This is a genomic window from Streptococcus sp. HSISS3 (assembly GCF_000448605.1).
GTDB lineage: Bacteria > Bacillota > Bacilli > Lactobacillales > Streptococcaceae > Streptococcus > Streptococcus raffinosi.
This window is the reverse complement of the sequence record NZ_CM002130.1, coordinates 440459-457657: the sequence shown is the minus strand read 5'-3', so window position 1 is coordinate 457657 and position 17199 is coordinate 440459. Positions and strand designations below refer to the sequence as shown.

The 17199-nt window shown below is 34.8% G+C and carries 15 protein-coding genes and 1 pseudogene; 6 read left to right on the top strand and 10 right to left on the bottom strand.

The window, feature by feature from the left end:
* Positions 1 to 7 precede the first annotated feature (7 nt).
* On the top strand, positions 8 to 808 hold the full coding sequence (locus HSISS3_RS02355) for an endonuclease/exonuclease/phosphatase family protein (protein WP_021151604.1): 801 nt from the start codon (positions 8 to 10) through the stop codon (positions 806 to 808).
* A 244-nt stretch (positions 809 to 1052) separates the two neighbouring features.
* Here the strand turns inward: HSISS3_RS02355 and HSISS3_RS02350 are convergent, their stop codons facing one another.
* Together HSISS3_RS02350 and HSISS3_RS02345 are read right to left on the bottom strand one after the other, a co-directional pair.
* Positions 1053 to 1583, bottom strand: a complete 531-nt coding sequence (locus HSISS3_RS02350) for a hypothetical protein (protein ID WP_021151603.1) — start codon at positions 1581 to 1583, stop codon at positions 1053 to 1055.
* Between the two features lie 156 nt (positions 1584 to 1739).
* Positions 1740 to 3509, bottom strand: coding sequence for a DNA topoisomerase (locus HSISS3_RS02345; RefSeq protein ID WP_021151602.1), 1770 nt, complete (start codon positions 3507 to 3509; stop codon positions 1740 to 1742).
* A 297-nt stretch (positions 3510 to 3806) separates the two neighbouring features.
* On the opposite strand from HSISS3_RS02345, the gene HSISS3_RS02340 reads away from it, so the two are divergent.
* From HSISS3_RS02340 to HSISS3_RS02320, 5 genes are all read left to right on the top strand, one after another.
* Positions 3807 to 4187 carry a hypothetical protein gene (locus tag HSISS3_RS02340; protein ID WP_042771775.1) on the top strand — a complete coding sequence of 127 codons (381 nt, stop codon included), beginning with the start codon at positions 3807 to 3809 and terminating at the stop codon, positions 4185 to 4187.
* 152 nt (positions 4188 to 4339) lie between these two features.
* Positions 4340 to 4570 (top strand): hypothetical protein, encoded by a 231-nt coding sequence (locus tag HSISS3_RS02335; protein ID WP_042771772.1) that lies wholly within the window; start codon positions 4340 to 4342, stop codon positions 4568 to 4570.
* Positions 4571 to 4593: 23 nt separating this feature from the next.
* Entirely contained in the window at positions 4594 to 5163 is a 570-nt protein-coding gene (locus HSISS3_RS02330) for a hypothetical protein (RefSeq protein WP_021151601.1), read from the top strand.
* A complete protein-coding gene (locus HSISS3_RS02325) occupies positions 5141 to 5578 on the top strand; it encodes a hypothetical protein (protein WP_042771770.1) in 438 nt (145 codons plus the stop codon). The genes HSISS3_RS02330 and HSISS3_RS02325 overlap by 23 nt, the downstream gene beginning before the upstream one ends.
* Before the next feature lie 313 nt (positions 5579 to 5891).
* Positions 5892 to 6080, top strand: a complete 189-nt coding sequence (locus HSISS3_RS02320; RefSeq protein ID WP_021151600.1) for a hypothetical protein — start codon at positions 5892 to 5894, stop codon at positions 6078 to 6080.
* Between the two features lie 378 nt (positions 6081 to 6458).
* On the opposite strand, the gene HSISS3_RS02310 is transcribed toward HSISS3_RS02320, so the two are convergent.
* The 8 genes and pseudogenes from HSISS3_RS02310 to HSISS3_RS02275 form a co-directional block, all read right to left on the bottom strand.
* Positions 6459 to 6794 carry a toprim domain-containing protein gene (locus HSISS3_RS02310; protein ID WP_021151598.1) on the bottom strand — a complete coding sequence of 112 codons (336 nt, stop codon included), beginning with the start codon at positions 6792 to 6794 and terminating at the stop codon, positions 6459 to 6461.
* Positions 6795 to 7075: 281 nt separating this feature from the next.
* Complete coding sequence (locus HSISS3_RS02305) at positions 7076 to 7648, bottom strand: hypothetical protein (protein ID WP_021151597.1); 573 nt, start codon at positions 7646 to 7648, stop codon at positions 7076 to 7078.
* 200 nt (positions 7649 to 7848) lie between these two features.
* Entirely contained in the window at positions 7849 to 8439 is a 591-nt protein-coding gene (locus HSISS3_RS02300) for a hypothetical protein (RefSeq protein WP_021151596.1), read from the bottom strand.
* 84 nt (positions 8440 to 8523) lie between these two features.
* The gene (locus HSISS3_RS02295) at positions 8524 to 8934 is read right to left on the bottom strand and encodes a hypothetical protein (RefSeq protein ID WP_042771764.1); all 411 of its coding nucleotides are present in this window, start codon (positions 8932 to 8934) and stop codon (positions 8524 to 8526) included.
* Between the two features lie 91 nt (positions 8935 to 9025).
* A complete protein-coding gene (locus HSISS3_RS02290; protein WP_042771763.1) occupies positions 9026 to 9295 on the bottom strand; it encodes a hypothetical protein in 270 nt (89 codons plus the stop codon).
* Between the two features lie 148 nt (positions 9296 to 9443).
* A complete protein-coding gene (locus HSISS3_RS02285; protein WP_021151594.1) occupies positions 9444 to 12569 on the bottom strand; it encodes a type I restriction endonuclease subunit R in 3126 nt (1041 codons plus the stop codon).
* A gap of 33 nt (positions 12570 to 12602) precedes the next feature.
* Positions 12603 to 13838 carry a restriction endonuclease subunit S gene (locus HSISS3_RS11450; protein ID WP_021151593.1) on the bottom strand — a complete coding sequence of 412 codons (1236 nt, stop codon included), beginning with the start codon at positions 13836 to 13838 and terminating at the stop codon, positions 12603 to 12605.
* Positions 13838 to 16338 (bottom strand): annotated as a pseudogene (locus tag HSISS3_RS02275) (type I restriction-modification system subunit M). The gene HSISS3_RS11450 and the pseudogene HSISS3_RS02275 overlap by 1 nt, the downstream one beginning before the upstream one ends.
* Positions 16339 to 17199 lie beyond the last annotated feature (861 nt).

Here is a 17199-nt window from a genome sequence, read left to right as displayed (position 1 = left end):
GAAAATCATGAAACATAAAATCAAAATAATTCTAGCAAATATGAACAATAGTTATCCCATTCCTAAAAGTCTATGGGGAAAAGAAAATTATAAGAAACGAGAAACTTATTGTATTCCTAAAGATAGGATAAAAGCTCAGAAAAATGATGAAATCCTAAAAAACCTATTTTTATTGAATAATATTGAAATTATTGTATTTTCAGAATTACAATCTCAAGAATCAAATCGATTTAAAGAAATATTTGAATCAAACGGATATATCTTTATTCAACCCGAACATAGAATAAAAGGAAGACAACTAGTTTCGGCTATTGCTATAGAGAAAAAATTAGCCTCAAGATTAAAAATACCAAATTACTCTACATCAACTCTTTTAAAAGAAAAATATATGAAATATAGGAATTGTACTATTGAATCAGATATTGTCCGCATTACATCAGCCTATATCCATCCAACATCTAATTGTGCTGAAAGGAACAATGTCAGAGAACGAGCTCTAGAACAACTAACCAACGATATGACGGAGAAGTTTGTAAACAAGAAAAATAACAAATATTATTTCTATTTTGGTGACTTAAATATTGACTTTGATAAAATTATAGGATATGAAAAAGTTAAAAACAATATCCAACAAATTCCAGCAGAATTTAATGCTTGGAAACATTTAAATAATAATTCTACTCATTACAGTCATAAAGAATATAAAACAAAAATCGACCATTTTTTTACGAATGCTCGTATATTAGATTTCGATGTTCAACAAAGAACCTTTGAAACAGACCATCATTTTCCAATAGCTACTGTCTAAGTAGATATCTAAGGAGATAATTTGCTTTTTAATCACAACAAAGAACCAACCGTTTACCTTACAAAATACAATATCAACTATATAGCTTATATATTATTAAGTTAAGCGAGGAAAAATCAAAAATTAAGTGTCTGCATGAAGGTAAATGAAACAAAGCAAAAAATAATTGCTATAAGCTTACTGAAAGTTCTCATATTATATTCTCCAATTCATATATCATAAAGGGAAGTCCTTGAAAAGCATATTAATTGAATGCCCGTCTACGCATTGAAATGCCAACTTCTTGCCAAGATATCTCCATATCATCAGAAGGCGTGTTTCCTAATAGAAAAACAGACTTATTATGGAATAGAGCATCAAATCCAATGTCTTCATAAAAGAGTTCTTCGTCATCATATTGAAAGCCAGAATCAATATCGAATTCATTATTAAATATAGCACGGCAAATAAAGTACGCACCTAGACCATAGTAAGTAATAGGTTCATTGGAACCTTTAGGCATGGTTTCAAAGCGATAGTACTTCTCTACTTCAATGGAGTCTTGAGCATTGACTTCAATAGGCTTAAGATAACAGTACCCACGACTAGCGAGAGCTTCATCTAATTGCTGACGCAGAGGACTTTTTTTATGAGCAATAAGACCAGGGATGGCATCTGCATTACTTTCTATAAAGTTACACGCATTTAAAAGAATCAAACTTTTTTGAAAAAAGTCTGGGCTAGTCTGTCTGTCTAGCCATTCCCCTAAAAATCGGTTAATACGAGATGTATTCATATTTTTCTCCTTTCTTAGATATTTGTATCGTCTCTTCTTAAACTAAGATTAGTGTAGCACAGAGGAAATTACAAGAGCAAGCGCAGAGAGCCCCAAATTTTTAAAAGTCATATAAAATGAACTATTTTTTAGACGTTGCTTTATCAACTTCAAGGTTTACTTGATAAATTCCTTTTTCTTCGTTGAAGGAAAGATAAGCGTAAGCATCGAATGGGCCATATTTACCTTCGATGTTCTTGATAAGGTTTGTTCGTCCTTTGTCAGATAAAAGGTCACTGATTTGTTTCTTGGTGAGTGTTTTTTCTTGTCTTTAATAAAACCTACAGTGATCCAGAAGTTAAAGCTACAAACAGGTGTTGCACCTGCTTCTCTTTCTCTTTCTTCTTTTGATAAGATATTATCTTCACACTGAGCCACTTTTGATTTTCCTAGGACTTTGACGGCCTTTCCACATAAAGGACAGTTACCAAGCTTGCCATCAGCTTTTGCTACTGCTTGCTCGATAAAGTCTTGGAAAGGGATATAATCAGTTCTATCTACAGCTTTAATCAGATTTTCGATGAGGTTATTGTGAGGATTCTCGATACCTAGATACCTATAGATGTTTTTTAGGAACTTTTCTTGTGTATTTGTACCTTCAGCAATTTTGCTGAGTGATTGTTCCCATATTGCTGTTGTTTCGGGTTGAGATAAGACACGTTCATCTTTAAGTGTCTCACAGATCAACCAACCAAGTTCAGATAAATAGATTTTCCCTTGTTTGACTGTCACCCATTTATTAACAACGATTTCATCAAGAATTGCTCCCCTAGTTGCTGCAGTACCTAACCCTTTGATTTGATTCATGATAGCGATAAGCTCTTCATCCTCTAGGTCCCGACCAGCAGTTCTCAATGCTCGAAGCCAGGTACTATTCGTGTGGCGAGGCGGTTTTTTAACATGTCTTTCCGCTGGCACTAGGTGCGAAGTGACAGTGTCGTTGATTTGAACTTTAACTAGCTCCCTCGCCTCACTTTCTTCTATCACTCCATCAAGCAGGCTCGCACTATCTTGGAATAAAACTTGCCAACCAGGGTTTTTAGGGACTTGTCCTACTGTTTTAAACCTTCCAGCTCCAACCTGAGTAATGATTGTAGTCTGTTCATACTCGTATTTCGGGAAAAACATAGCTAGTGTTCTTCTGATAACTGCTTTGTAGACAATCTTCAGTGCATCAGGAAGGGCTTCTACTTCTTCTTCAGTAGGAATTAAGGTAGTTGGAACTACTGCTGAGTGGTTGGCAGCCTTCTTGTCATTTACAAAAAAGCCATCTAGACGCTCTGGAAACACCAAATCCTCTTCACTGAACCCAACTAATCGAGCTAAAGCTGGTGCTTGTTGCTTTAGGGTCTCATAACGTTCCCTAGAAATGTAAAAAGACGATGATCTTGGATATGTAATTAGTTTTCTCACCTCATATAATTCTTGGCAAGGTCCTTCTAAAACTTCTTTTGGTGTCATTCCTAAAATTCTTCCTAATTCCTCTTGTATCGAGTCAAGGAAATAAAGCCTTGGTGGTCGTTTTTCTTTTAGTTCAACCTCATGTTCAACGATAACTCCTTTGTTACGTTCTCCAATAATTTTTGGATTCTGAATAAGCTTCTCCCAACCCTCTCTAGTAGAACAGTCTCCCTCCCAAGGTTCACCCTTCTTGTCACCTTGAAAACATCCGAAAACTTTTATAATCATATGGTAAAAAAGCAATTCAATATCAAAAAAGCTCGTCACAATATGCTTATTCTTGTATAGTTTGATGCCGATTTCAAAAAAATCTTTATTTTTGTATAGAAGAAAATAGTAATAGATACTTGAAATATAGGGATCCTTATTAAAACTATTCTTCGAATAAAAGTGATTTGAAATACAATTTGGTACAAATAAGTTCAATCAAAAAATACATTAAGGTAGTGTAAACACAAAAAGGGATAAATCAGTTATAGCAGATTTTCGAAACATTACTAGAAAGGAATTTATTCCTTTGAACCAGTTTAGCACAGAAGATACTCCTTAAGCTATCACTAAAAATTGAAATAATAACTAATATTTGGTAGAATAGTATAGCATAATATAGTTTATGGTTTTAATTGGAAATGACTATATCTAAAAATGATTACCCATTTTAAGAAATATATGGGGATGATTAAACACATTAGTATTTTTGAATAATTTTAGAGTAAAGAGAAAATGCAAGAATTTTATGATAAATATTGTGAAAAAAGAGAGCCCGAAGGTGAATTATATTTCTTTAATGGATATCAAGGAGAAGTTGAATTAAACAAGAGTAACATAGAATTGCAAAAAGAATCTGAAGCTCTTCTTGTAAGATATGCTAGTCCAAAGTCAAATTTTGACAGGTTGCGATATCCAAATTTTAACTATGATGAAGATACTAAAAAGAATGATACACTTTCATTTGAATCGGAACTTGCAGAATTAGAACAAGATTCACGACGACTTGTTCCAGATTTGAATAAAAATAAGGAGGTATATTTCCTTCCGACAAATCTAGAAAAAATAGTAAAAGATATAATTAATGGTAATAGAAAAAAGTACCTGATATTCTAATTCCTTTAATTCCAGAGGATATTCAGAAGAAAATTAATTTTAAATTTACTACTACTCCATCACAAAATGTTACTCATGAAAATTTTGGTAATTTTGCTACTTCATTTATTAAATTAGAAGAACCCTCGAGTGTTAGCGAAGTAAAAGAAAACATGGATTCTATAAAAAATAATGTAAATGATAAATTTGTTGATGGAATAGATGATTATTTTGTTGGTGATTTAAATCAAGGTTTCGGAATGATGGAACGTGATTTAGAAAAAAAATATACTACACCGAGTACGTTTCACTATAACTTTGTATTGAGAGACAATAATAAGGATAGTATGGTGAATTTACTAAAATCATTGAGTGAAAAATTTAAACCATTTCCGTTTAAATAAAAAATGAGAGGAGGAAAAATAATATGATAAATCAAGATATAAATAATTTTGATAAAATTATGAATATTGTAGAGCAAAATGATATAAAAATGCCTTTACTAGCAATAAATGACCCAATTTTTGGTATTGTGTCGTACTTAGATAAGATTTACACTATTTATGTCATGCAAGATAGGACTTTGTTGAAAAATAATCATTTGGTAGATATAAAAGAAATTTTAATTACTGAACCAAGCCCTACTAATCTATACAAAGTAATAGATGGTGAAATTTCAATTCGCAATTTCTTTTTAGAATCTAGTAATTACAGCATTGGAAAAATTGCTAATAAAATTTTTCCAAAAGTGAAAATTAATGATTTATCGAAAATTTCAGAGAAAATTCCTCCAATGGATTTCTATTTAAATTTGAATAATGATTGTACGCAATATTATAAATATAACATTAAAAGTCGTTGTGAACGTTTAAAAAAATATGATAAGTTTGATAATAGTCTTACTTTTACGAATAATATAAATGTGGAAGTGAAGAAACAGGTAGAAGATCTAGATATACATTGGGAACTTAAAGATGAAATATATAGTAATAGATAAGGGTTGTAAAATAAATACATTAGAGTATAATACATTTGAGATAAACGAGTATAAATCTGGTGAGACTATTTCAGAGAGCCAAGAAGTTAATCTTTCTATAAAAAGCGGTGTGAATAAAGAGAATGAATTAAAAAGAATTATATTATTAGATATTTTAGTAGAAGGTAAACACGAGGATATCTTATTACGTAATCTTCATTTAGATTTGTTTTACGAATTTGAGTACAAAAAAAAGTATGAAGAATCTATTTTTAGTCATTTAGATATGTATATGATAAAACATTTTTTAATAGAAATTAATAAAATTGTTGAGACTATAAGTTCATTAGATCAAGAAACATCCTTTTCTTTAAAAGAAGCAATAAGTGATGTTAGTAAAAAAATTCCAGATGATTTATCAGTATCAGTGGAGTAAGTTTATCATCCTGAATATTTTCAACGTTACCTCTCGAATCTGTAAAGAATTACGACGGGAAAATATCGCTTTGAATAGAGCAAGGTGAAATAGAATCTCAAATGTAAATTAGCAGGAAGCGCTTTTTAAATGTCATTGAATGATATTTAAAAAGTTTTTTTGTGAAAATGTATAATTTAAACCATATAGAAAATCAATATGTTTCAGAAAAAGAGGCCTTTTTCTGAAAGAAGTTGGCTGCTCATTTTAGTACATAGCGTACTTTACTTTATAAACACTTGTAGTGTGACTTTATTTATCAAAGGAGGAACAAATGAACGATTTTGAATACGGCTTACCTGTAGCTTGGCTGGTAGAATTTACTGATGCTTTAAACAAAGCTTTAGATTTTAGAAAATTTGATGTAACTTTAGATAGTATAAATTTAAAACCAAGTCTAGAATACAATAGACTAGTTGATAAAATTAAGGGTGAGTTATCAAGCTTCCTTCCTTATGGATAATTGAAGAGTAATAAGAGTCCAATCTATTTTGATTTAAACTATCCATATGATTGCTTGGGCATAGTATCGTTTAGTAGCAGAAACTACATTGATGCAGACTTATTACATGAATACTTTGAAAAAATGTATTTGCTGAAGGAGGATGCACCAAAAGATTATTACAGCGCTCTTATCAAGCAATGGATTAGTGATGCTGAAATTATTGAAAGTGAAGTCCAACTACTACTTCATCAAATCACAAAAAGACATTTGAATCAGTAAAACTTAAGCTTCAATTTTATATTGAAGGAACCTTGTTTGTTTTAAAAAAACAGACTATCTTAAGCCAATAAAAAAGAGGATTTATTTCCTCATTTTTTATTGGTAAAAATAGATAATTTACTCTATCTCACGTAGTTTTTTTACTCCCTCTTGAATTTTGGTTGGTGTCAATTCATCAACCCAAAGGGACTTGATGATTTTCTTCGGACCTTTCTGGTCTAAAATACCAGCCATAAGGCTAATACTATAGGCAATATGACTACCTTCTCGATCTATATCGGTAGCCCAAACAATCATACTAGATTTGTCAAAGAAATCCTTAACCTTCTTAAACTGCCGTTCTTTCTGTGGCATAACCTTATATTCAAATTTTTCAGGAATAATAGGTAAGGTGTCCAAACGCCACTCTTTCCAATCAGCTTTATAGTCTTCTGGTTCTTTCAGCTCTAGCATATGTCCTTGAGCCCAGATGATCGTGATCAATTCTCCATTGTGGTAAGCAACATTTTTAAATTGAATATAACCTTGTTTTTATATTTTTCATCTAATTGAGTTGCAGACAATGTATTATCTGAAGCAAGGGCCATATAGTAGACTATTCCTTGATCTCTTTTTTCTGACAAATATGTAATCATAAGCGAATTCTAACATAAAGAAATTCCCTTTTATAACCCAGTGACATGGGGTAATTTAGTAAAAAGACACCAAAAAAGCCAAAGCTTAAGCTTCAGCTTTTATAGTCTCAAATCATCTGTTAATACGACAGTGATAGGTTCTTCAGTAGATTTACGATATCTCTTCAGACATACTAGTGAAACAACTACCGAAAGTAGTATCAATAAGACTCCACAAAAAACCATTGCAAAGACCTGTTCAGGACGAGTGCCATAGTTCTCAGTATAGTCCAATAGTGATGTACTGGTTTCCATTTTTTGAATAACATTGGGAACAAAGTTCCAGGAAACAATTGTGAAGACTGCTAAAAAGAGTAACATTCCGAACGCCCAACTTAGAACATACCGTTGCTGACGAGTCATAAAGTCACGCTGGTTGTATTCCTCAACGCACAGCCCCTTATATTGTCCATCCTTAGAAAAGAAACGTGGTTCTTCACTGTTTTTAATTCGTTGAATATCACTTAAAATTTCAGCACTTAAGTGTCTACCCGGCAACTCTTGAGCTAGTTTATTTTGTTCTTCAATAGTTAACTCGGAAACATCATCAATATATTCTAAAAGATAATCCTTTGGCCGGCCATCAAACAACCTAACCAATTTTCTTAAAAGACGCTTTGTTTCTTTTTCCATGATCCCTCATCTCCAATCGTTCTTTAATCATATTCTCTTATGTTCACTAATTCTTTAATCCTTGTGCTATGGCACTATTATATCAAGGATTAAGAAGATATGCACTTACACAGGAACAAAAATTCCTATTTGAGTTAAATAAAGAAAAGCTCCATCTCATGATGAAGCTAAACAAGATATGTAAGACGCATTAACTACCTTTAGTCATGTCCATGTTCAGCATGGTCAGCTTCAGCTACCCCATGAACTGATGTTACTTCTATTTGAGTTGTCCCCATAACGTAATTTCCACAGAAATAAAGTTTTGCTCCGTCTGGGTTAGCAACCTCAAGTACAAACTGACGAACATTATCAGCTTTGGCTTTAAATACTTGAGTTTTAGCATCAGAATACTTATAGCCTAGCATGAATTTCGCAACAAGCTCATACTGCATCTTGGTTCCAGTAATAGTTAAATGATTTTGATAATCTGGCTTAACTTCGGTTACGTTATGAACTGTTTCAACATAAGAGCACATCTCTTTCAGTGCATTCTTAACAGTTTGCGTATCAGCATCATCTGCAGGTGTTTGTGTTTCTAAGGTCGCAAGTGCCTCTTTACGCCATCGCTCATACTTATCTTCTTTTGGAATGTCTTCCGATGATGAATCTTCAATCACCTGTTCGGTGCTAGGAGGTGTTACTTTTTTCTTCGGTTCATTTTTCTTTATTAACGCAGAGACCAAAAACATGACTCCAAGAGCGAGGAAAATGACCACCAAAGTAATAATGTACTTAGAATCTTTTTTCATATGCCCAGTATAGCATCATTTATATAGGAGAAAAAGGGAGTGACACCCCCCTCTTTTTTGTTTCACAGTAATACCTAAAATGATTTATCTAAATTGGAGATATTTTTCATCCAACAATACTTTGATTTCATTGAATTCATGATTTGGATCATAAACTGTTAAATTTAATTCTTTAGTTGTTCCTTCACTCCACTCAATGATAGCCGCATCTGACTTTCTAAAAATAACCCTACCATTCTTATTATAAGCTTCAATAGCCATAGGCACATATTTTAGATAATAACCGGTAGTATTCTCAAATGTAGCAGAACAATTCAATTCATCACTATTTTCGCTACTTTTACTGATTGTAAAGTTGTTCCCCTTAAAAATTCTTTTAAGTGCTTGGATTATTTCATTTGCTTGCTTTACTTTTATTCCTATGTTTACGATATCACGTAAGTGCCTAGTATCCTGGACAGGTATCTTCTTTCTTGAATGAATATCAAGTATCAATTCATATCTCTTTTTTCTGTACTCAACCCAACGATCAGAAGAGTAATGTTCATTTTCCTTCGATGTTAATTTTTTGAATCCTCAAGAACATTTATATATTCAATAGCAAATTTCTTGAGCTTTTTATCCTTAAAAGTTTTTCCTTATATCTTCCAACTTCCGACAACTCAAATTGTGTGGCCTTTTCATAGTACGCCCTAGTATCCTCGTAATTTGATGCGGCATCCTCCCACCGTTTATCTAACCCTTTAGCTAACGAAATAATGAAGTCGTTATCATAGGTGATTGCCTTATTAACAGCCGAACTGCATAAGAACAATGAAATAACTATCAGAACTGCAAAAAGTATCTTCTTAGGCATAGCAATTCCCTCCTAATTTCATTCCCATTACTATTATACCATTTAACAATTTCAACCCGAAAGAAACCTAGTGTATAATTTCTTTATATCACCTACGATACCTCTCAAAAATCAAAGAGCCAGGATTTTTCCTGGCTCTTTATTTGAATTACCATTTATATTTCTGTTTAATTTCACACATCCATTTTTGAAGAACAGGACCCAAGTTCATATTAAGCATCAACTTATTGCCTGCAAAGGTATTGGTTGCTTTATCAGGGTCTAGTGTTTTAGAGATTTCATCACGAAATGGAATCTCTTCTGGCTTGAGAAGACTATACTCTTTAAGCGATTTACTAAGTAAGTCAGCATCAAGCCCCCATTCGGACGCAAATGCTTTAACTTCTTTGAATTGTTGTTTGTCCTGCCAATCCTGAAAGGCTTCATCAAAATTGCTAGTAGCCGGAATGTGACCACCTCGTAATTCTTCATTAACAAAACGTTTCAAAGACTCAGCCTTTTCATGTTCCCCAAGGTTACTCAACTCTTGAATTTGCTCTTGAATTAAGACCAAATTATTATCATTGATTACAATATAACCACCTTCTGTAGTCGTCTTATTTCCAATTAACTCTAGGATGCTCTGAGCATCAATGACTTGAGAACCTTGAAGTTTAGTTCTCCCTTGTAATTCTCTAATCTCTTCCCCTTCTGGCCCAGCTACAACTCTAGGGAAAAGGTTTCTATAAGCACCTATGTACTGAAGCCACTTATGCTCATCAAGGCCAAAACACTTATTATCCCAGACAAATTCATAATATTGTTTAACAACATTTAACTGTCTAGCAGCTTCTTCGAATGCTGCTTTAAATCGTTTTTTGCCCTCTTTATCGTCACGTAGGTCTATCCATCGTGTTGGGTCTGAAAGTTCTTGGATGAGATTAATCATTCGCTTATTCAGTTCATCGACAGCATCCTCATACTTAGCAACGATAACTTTACTATTCTTACCCCCGCTACCATAAAGTTCAAGGGCAGCCCTAACAAGCTCTTGTGTAATTCTTGGATATTGGAAATTAATAATCGTTCCGAATTCTTTAGAAGAACCAAAAACACGATTTGTTCTAGAATAAGCCTGAATCAAGCCTTGAAGTTCAAGACGTCTATCAACATAAAGGGTGTTAATACGTTTTGAGTCATAACCTGTTAGTAATTGGTCAGCAACAATAAGAATATCGATATTCTTAGGGTTTCTACCACTACCCCCACGTTTCGCACGGTCCGTTACATCTTCAAAGTAGGCAGCTTCACCATGAGTCTTATTACCAGGAACAAAGGAAATACCAGTAAAGTTTGCATAGTCTTCAAACATTTCATCAACGACTTCTAGAGCAATATTATCTGGATCATTCTCGTTTCCAAAGCTAAACGTCATGGCGACATTGGGTTTAGCTTCACCATCCTTAAATTTCTCAGCAATTTGTTTCTTAAATTCATGGTAATAGGCAATTACACGCTCTTTATATGCAGCTGTGAGGATTGCATTAAACTCTCCGTTTTGAGACTGTTCCTGCCAACCATCTAGCACTTCTTCAACTACTCGTGGAATATGAGTCTCATCTTGGTAGATTAAGATATCTTCTTCTACAGCCATGTTTTCAACCTCCAAATCATCCCACTGATAGACCTCTCGTGCGATAGCTTTCTCTCCTTGATCTGGATGTTTCTCAGATAATGACTTAATTAGTTGCTCTCGGAGATCATCATAATTTCTAAACTCACCAGTATTGATGTAGTCAACATGGAAACCTAAGACATTACCGTCCGCAATTGCTTCATCGATAGTGTATTGATGGAGCAAGGGGCCAAAGAGCTTTTCAGTCGTATTAATGAGCTCGCTACGTTCATTGACTTTACCTTTAGCCTTATTTTCATCAAACAAAGGTGTCCCGGTAAAACCAAAGAACAAACCTTTTTGAAAGAAATACTCTTTAATTTTAGCCATCATATCACCCATAGTTGTCCGATGGGCCTCATCAATAATAAAGATAATTTTCTTCTCTTTTAGGCTATCATCTTGTCCTTTAACAAGACTTTCAACGAGGTTATAAAGTTTAAAGGTTGTTGTAACAACAATCCCACTTTTAGCAGACATCAATTGTCTTCTTAGTTGATAAGTACTTTTTGTATCATCCACATTAACCGATTCATAAACAGAATAAGCTTTGAAGGCTTCTGAAGTTTGGTCGTCAAGATCACGTCTATCTAATAAGAAGACTACCTTATCATACTCCGTTCGAGTGGCTAAAACCTGAGCTGTCTTAAAACTTGTGATGGTCTTTCCTGAACCAGTTGTATGCCAGACAAAACCACCGTGCGGTATACTATCATTTGGCGAGCCAAAAACAGCCTTTTCAATGGCTTGTAACGCGTGGACTTGATAAGGTCGCATCAACATATGACGGCGATTTTCTTCAAGTTTATCTTCATTTATTATCAAATAATCCCCAACCATTTGATGGGCCATAGGAATCTTTAAGAAATGTTCAATGACCTCTCGATAATCAGTCAGAATACGATGACCCAAGAACTTACCATCAACTTGACTTTTTCTCACAAGCGACCAGTGAAATACAAAAGCAGGGTTAAAATCGTTGAGTGTTTTAGGTGTCGCAAAATAACGTGTTTCAATCTCACTTGTCGCAACCATCATTTGTGAAAAGGCCATGAAGTTATTAGTGTATTCACCTTCGCGATAATAACGTTTGAATTGTCCAAAGGCTTCGTCTAATGTTTTATCCGTACGTTTTTGCTCAATATTAATTAATGGTAGTCCATTAATTAACAGCACAATATCAAATCGGTTATTATAGTCAGTCTGTACCTCACGCGCAATTTGATAATTAGAGTCTCCACCACGAACTTGAGCCTTTCTCAGAATCGTTAGTGTGATTTGTCGTCTAGTAACATCTGGGTGATTATCACGATAGATGCCATCAATCTTACCTGTTGACCCTTCCATTGAAAGAATCTTTGCAGCCTCATAACTATTTGATATCTGTTTGACTTTAGCCATAACTTGCTGGAACTCGGCATCGGTCAAGGCAACACCTTCTAAGATGTCCGCATTGATACGATTTAACTCGTCACGCCAGTTATTTATAAGGTCTTGAACAGTGACTTTATGAAGATTACCATTAAGTTTATCGGGAGCTTGCCACCTATACTTCGTTAATTCTTTTACGAAATTTTCCTGAAATGCCTTTTCTGAAGCATTTTTGGGAGTATTACTCATACGTGTCCTTTCTATATCAAACTGCAGCTGACGTTACACGAATAGTTCATTCAAATAAGCTTTTTTCAAATCGTTTAGTTTGTCTAGTTTTTGTTGTTGGAGAGTGATTGATTGATCTAACTTTTTAAAAAATTTGCTTATTTCAACTTGTTCAGATTGTGAAGGAATTGCTACTCTCTGTTCTTTCACAATATCAGAATTTAAGTTTAGTTGGCTACCTGGCTGTCCATATGCCGCCCAGTTTTTCCTAAACATCCCCAACAAATAGTACATGTATTCTATTTCAAATTTAGGTTCTTGAAATATAAGAAAACCATCATGGATACCAGTCCTGACATAGTTTATAACAGGTTTACCCACAGTTGCCGCAATACTTAATATCAGATGAGGTTCACTGACGACTCTAGTTTTCTCCTGACCAAGAGAAGACAGTCGTTGACTTAACTTATATATTCGACCATTCTGCTCAGTAACATCAGATATTCTTAGCCATCCAACTTCGCTTTCACTGTCAAACCATTTCGGATCTTGGATAGGTCTTGGACTAGCACCTCTCACTATAGTTGCTAGTTCTCCCAATTTCTTCCATTCCCACTCACCTTCAAAACCAGGAAAACGACGTTTCGGCACGCGCTCACCTTCAGCTGGAAACATTTCTGTGAGATAGGCTTTTTTCAGATTTTTGAGTTTATCAAGTTTATGCTGATGGTTAGAAATAAGCGCATCGATTGTTTGGAAAAATTTTCCAATTTGTATTTGTTCTGAAATGCTTGGAAAGAGTACATTTACCTGTTTCAAATCATCATTGTTTACATGAACAACTGATTTACCTTGTGCTCTCTTCGAAATTTCTTCCTTCTGTTTGCCATTTGAAATGGCTAGGGATAAAAATATTGGTTCTATTTTTTTACAGAGTTTGATAATATTCAAATCTCCCCCAATTATAATACCTTCTTCTGCCACAACTGAGGCACGGGCAATATCTTCGGCACTCTCTCCTGAGGAAGGAACCAAAACTTCACCACCTTTACTTAAGACAGAATTTTCTTTAATGTGAGTAAAAGTATCAACTGTCGAAATAACAGTCTCATATTTTGTATAAAGTCTTCCGTACAAAATGATTGGTTGTCCATCAGTTTGTAATTCAGATTTAGAATAACCTCTTCCTTTACTAAACTCCGCTAATTCTTTCAACTGATTTTGTTCCCACTCACCATCACCCACAAACTCTTTAAACCGTCTCTTAGGCACATATTTACTATTCGTCATTATAGCACCACCAATTCCTTCATCATTGCTTCAAGTTCTTTTTCGAGTGTAGCAATCTCATCATCTAGAGTGTCTAATGTCTCAGAGTAACGTTTGTTCAATTCGTCTATCACTGCAATCTCAGACTTAAGAGGGGATTCTACTAAGTCCTCCACTTTTTCGATAACTGAACCAAACCATTTTTTGTAAAGGAGTTGATCGACCTCTTCATCAGTCAATTGAAGAATACGATCAGCCACTACTTCTTTCAACTCTTGCTCTTTGGTCTTAATCTTTTTATTGACAGCTGATTTTTCTTTAATCAAGTCATCGACTTTCTTGAGAAGATCATACTCAAGAGACCCTTTTTCACCCTCCTTCAAACTATCTTTAATAGACTTGCCTTCAAAACTGTCCTGGGCCTCACCCTCTTCATTCTTTTTAAGAGAATCAAAGAGAGCATTGTACTCATCACTATCTTCTACCTTAGCATTTTCTACAAGCTCACTCATTTCGCTTTCAATTTCAACAATACGTGATTTGAAAGCCTCAATTTCAGCTAACTCTTTGGCATAAAATTCGCTAGCAATAAGATTATTGGGAACAACAACCCCGTTCCAACCGTCCTGAACTGGTTCTTTTTTCTTCCCTTTTTTGACCATATTGGGCTCACGTGTTCGACCAGCTTGGTAAAATCCTAACTGTTCAATAAACTCTGAGTCATGTTCAAGGCTATTAGCCCAAATCTCAGCAATCATCTGATACCCGTCATAACTGTCAAGTTGTTCAAAGGCTGATAGCTGATGTTTAATATCGGCTAACATGGATTCTTTAACCTGTCTAGAGCTACGTTCCTTACCGAGCTCATGCAACTGGGTCCAATAGGTATCCAGATATGCTTCAACCGTTTCTTTCACTTGCGTCATCGTCTCTTGGACGACCGTGCTAGATAATACCTCATCTGAAAATGCATCAATCGTTTGGTTTAAAGCCAAATAGCCAGGACGTTTTTCAGTGAAGGCTTGTTCTATAACATCTGGTACTAATTGATTAAGAATCTTCAAGTTCTCAATATTCGATTTTGGAATACCACCGTATAAATGAGCATCAACATCGTGAGCAATCTCATTGTCTATAGCTGTCACATAGCGAGGAATGTTCATATTAAACTCATTGCTGATGAGTTCCTTTCGATTCGCTAAGTGACTATAGCCTTCTTCTTCTGTACGATTACTGTATGTATCTACAATCTTAGCAATATCTTTTTCTTGAAGCACATTTTGCTTCCCTACTTTAATAAAGTTATGTGAAGCATCAATAAAGAGAACAGGCTCATTTAAGTCACGATTCTTCTTCAAAATGATGATACATACTGGAATCCCTGTATTAGAGAATAGATTGCTTGGCAGACCAATAACGGTATCAATCTGATTCTTTTCAAGGAGTTTCTGACGAATCTCACCTTCTGCTCCTCCACGGAAAAGTACCCCATGAGGTAATACAATAGCCATTGTACCAGTGGTTGATAAATGATAAAGCCCATGAAGAAGGAAGGCAAAATCCCCTTTTGAATCTGGAGGTAATACACTGGCTATTTCAAAACGTGGGTCTGAAGCTTTTAAGCCAACTCGGTTCCAGTTCTTAATCGAATAAGGTGGGTTCATAACCACTGCATCAAACTGTACGCCTTCATCTGGACGCTCTGGATCTTCTGGCCAGTCTTGTGCAAGGGTATCACCGTTTTTAATGCTCATTTTCTCAGGACGTACACCATGAAGTAAGAGGTTCATACGTGTCAAGTTGTAAGTCGCTGTGTTTTTTCTTGTCCGTAGTAGCTAAGTACCTTCTGCTGCTCTTCAGATAAATGTTTTTTAACAGTCAAAAGGAGTGACCCTGAACCTACAGTTGGGTCATAAATAGAAGTTAGAGACTTATTTGTCGCAACTATCTGTGCCATGACTTCACTAACTTGATGAGGGGTATAGAATTCACCAGCCTTTTTCCCAGACTCCATAGCGAACTGCCCAATCAAGTACTCATAGGCATCCCCTAAAATATCACTTTTTTGGAGGGCAACCATGTCCAAGTCTTCAAATAGACGAATAAGTGCCTGGATGTTCTTGCTTCGTGTATTCAAGTCACTACCAAGAGCTGTATCAGACAAATCCAAAGTTGAGCTTGAGAAAAGGCCATTAAAGTCATCCGTCTCGTCTGTTGACACGACACTACGTTCAAATTCACCCAGACTCTCAGTAACCGTCTGAACTTCAAACTGTCCTGTATTCATGTCATTTAGCCATTTTTGATACAAGTACTTAGGTTTGACTACATACCCTAAGTTATCACTGATCATCTTTTCCAAATCTTTTTCGTATAACTCGTGTGCCTTTTGATATTCCTCAAACACGTCCACATCAGTAGAAAGCCCTGATAATTCCGCAAAGGTTTTGAGTGTTTTGTCACTCAGGAATTTATAGAACATGAGTCCTAACATGTAGTCTTTGTAACGGCTAGCGTCCATTGAACCACGGAGCTCAGTAGCTCCATTCCACAGACGTGCCTTGATTTCTTCTGACGTAATCATTTGAGTCTCCCTCTACTATTTACCATTTCGTTTATAAATTGCTATCTCTGAAAATGATGTTACCTAGACTTGTGGTATCATTCCAAGATAATATCCCTTTGATTATACCATGAAAGCAATGAAAACATAAGGAAGGCCTTGACAACCTTGGCCTTAGTAGATAGCTAACCACATTTCAAGTTGTCTCTCAAACACATTAATACATCATATCTGTATTTGAACCTAAAAAAGAAAATGCAGAAGAAACTCCTACATTTTTGATCTATATTAATAATTCTTGACTATCCCATTCTATCATGCCTTATAAATTGACTCTGACACTTCGGTTTTGGTAAAATTAAATAAAGGTTGAGACTGAGTTTGAGCCGGTGACGACTCATTCAAAGGTTGCGGTTCATCCGCTTCAGGTAGAGGTGCTGCCTCCTGTTTTTCAGGTAAATCCCCGAATGTGTTCTCAGCCTTTTTTGTATGCTCCTGAAAAGACTCAGGAGTATTTTTATTTCGTTGAATTAGTAATTTTTTAGATTTTAAATCGCGATTCCAGTCGTACTTCTTGACTGAAATAGATATATGTTAAATTCTATCCACGACAAATTACTATTATAAACCATTACGAACTACATATATCTTTATTCGCTGGTCAAACATTAAAAGTACAGTGGAACATATAATTAATATAATACTACTGTTCTAGAAGCCATTATAAAAATGAGCTAATCCTTTAAATCAAATCTTAACTGACTCATTGCGTCTTCTAAATTCGAGATCGAGGATTCAATATTATTTAAACTTGAACTA

What these genes read in the sequence shown, in the direction of transcription:
- HSISS3_RS02355 (WP_021151604.1), top strand. Translation starts at nt 8, where the DNA reads ATGAAACATAAAATCAAAATAATTCTAGCAAATATGAACAATAGTTAT.
- HSISS3_RS02350 (WP_021151603.1), bottom strand. Translation starts at nt 1,583, where the DNA reads ATGAATACATCTCGTATTAACCGATTTTTAGGGGAATGGCTAGACAGA.
- HSISS3_RS02340 (WP_042771775.1), top strand. Translation starts at nt 3,807, where the DNA reads ATGCAAGAATTTTATGATAAATATTGTGAAAAAAGAGAGCCCGAAGGT.
- HSISS3_RS02335 (WP_042771772.1), top strand. Translation starts at nt 4,340, where the DNA reads ATGGATTCTATAAAAAATAATGTAAATGATAAATTTGTTGATGGAATA.
- HSISS3_RS02330 (WP_021151601.1), top strand. Translation starts at nt 4,594, where the DNA reads ATGATAAATCAAGATATAAATAATTTTGATAAAATTATGAATATTGTA.
- HSISS3_RS02325 (WP_042771770.1), top strand. Translation starts at nt 5,141, where the DNA reads ATGAAATATATAGTAATAGATAAGGGTTGTAAAATAAATACATTAGAG.
- HSISS3_RS02320 (WP_021151600.1), top strand. Translation starts at nt 5,892, where the DNA reads ATGAACGATTTTGAATACGGCTTACCTGTAGCTTGGCTGGTAGAATTT.
- HSISS3_RS02310 (WP_021151598.1), bottom strand. Translation starts at nt 6,794, where the DNA reads ATGCTAGAGCTGAAAGAACCAGAAGACTATAAAGCTGATTGGAAAGAG.
- HSISS3_RS02305 (WP_021151597.1), bottom strand. Translation starts at nt 7,648, where the DNA reads ATGGAAAAAGAAACAAAGCGTCTTTTAAGAAAATTGGTTAGGTTGTTT.
- HSISS3_RS02300 (WP_021151596.1), bottom strand. Translation starts at nt 8,439, where the DNA reads ATGAAAAAAGATTCTAAGTACATTATTACTTTGGTGGTCATTTTCCTC.
- HSISS3_RS02290 (WP_042771763.1), bottom strand. Translation starts at nt 9,295, where the DNA reads ATGCCTAAGAAGATACTTTTTGCAGTTCTGATAGTTATTTCATTGTTC.
- HSISS3_RS02285 (WP_021151594.1), bottom strand. Translation starts at nt 12,569, where the DNA reads ATGAGTAATACTCCCAAAAATGCTTCAGAAAAGGCATTTCAGGAAAAT.
- HSISS3_RS11450 (WP_021151593.1), bottom strand. Translation starts at nt 13,838, where the DNA reads ATGACGAATAGTAAATATGTGCCTAAGAGACGGTTTAAAGAGTTTGTG.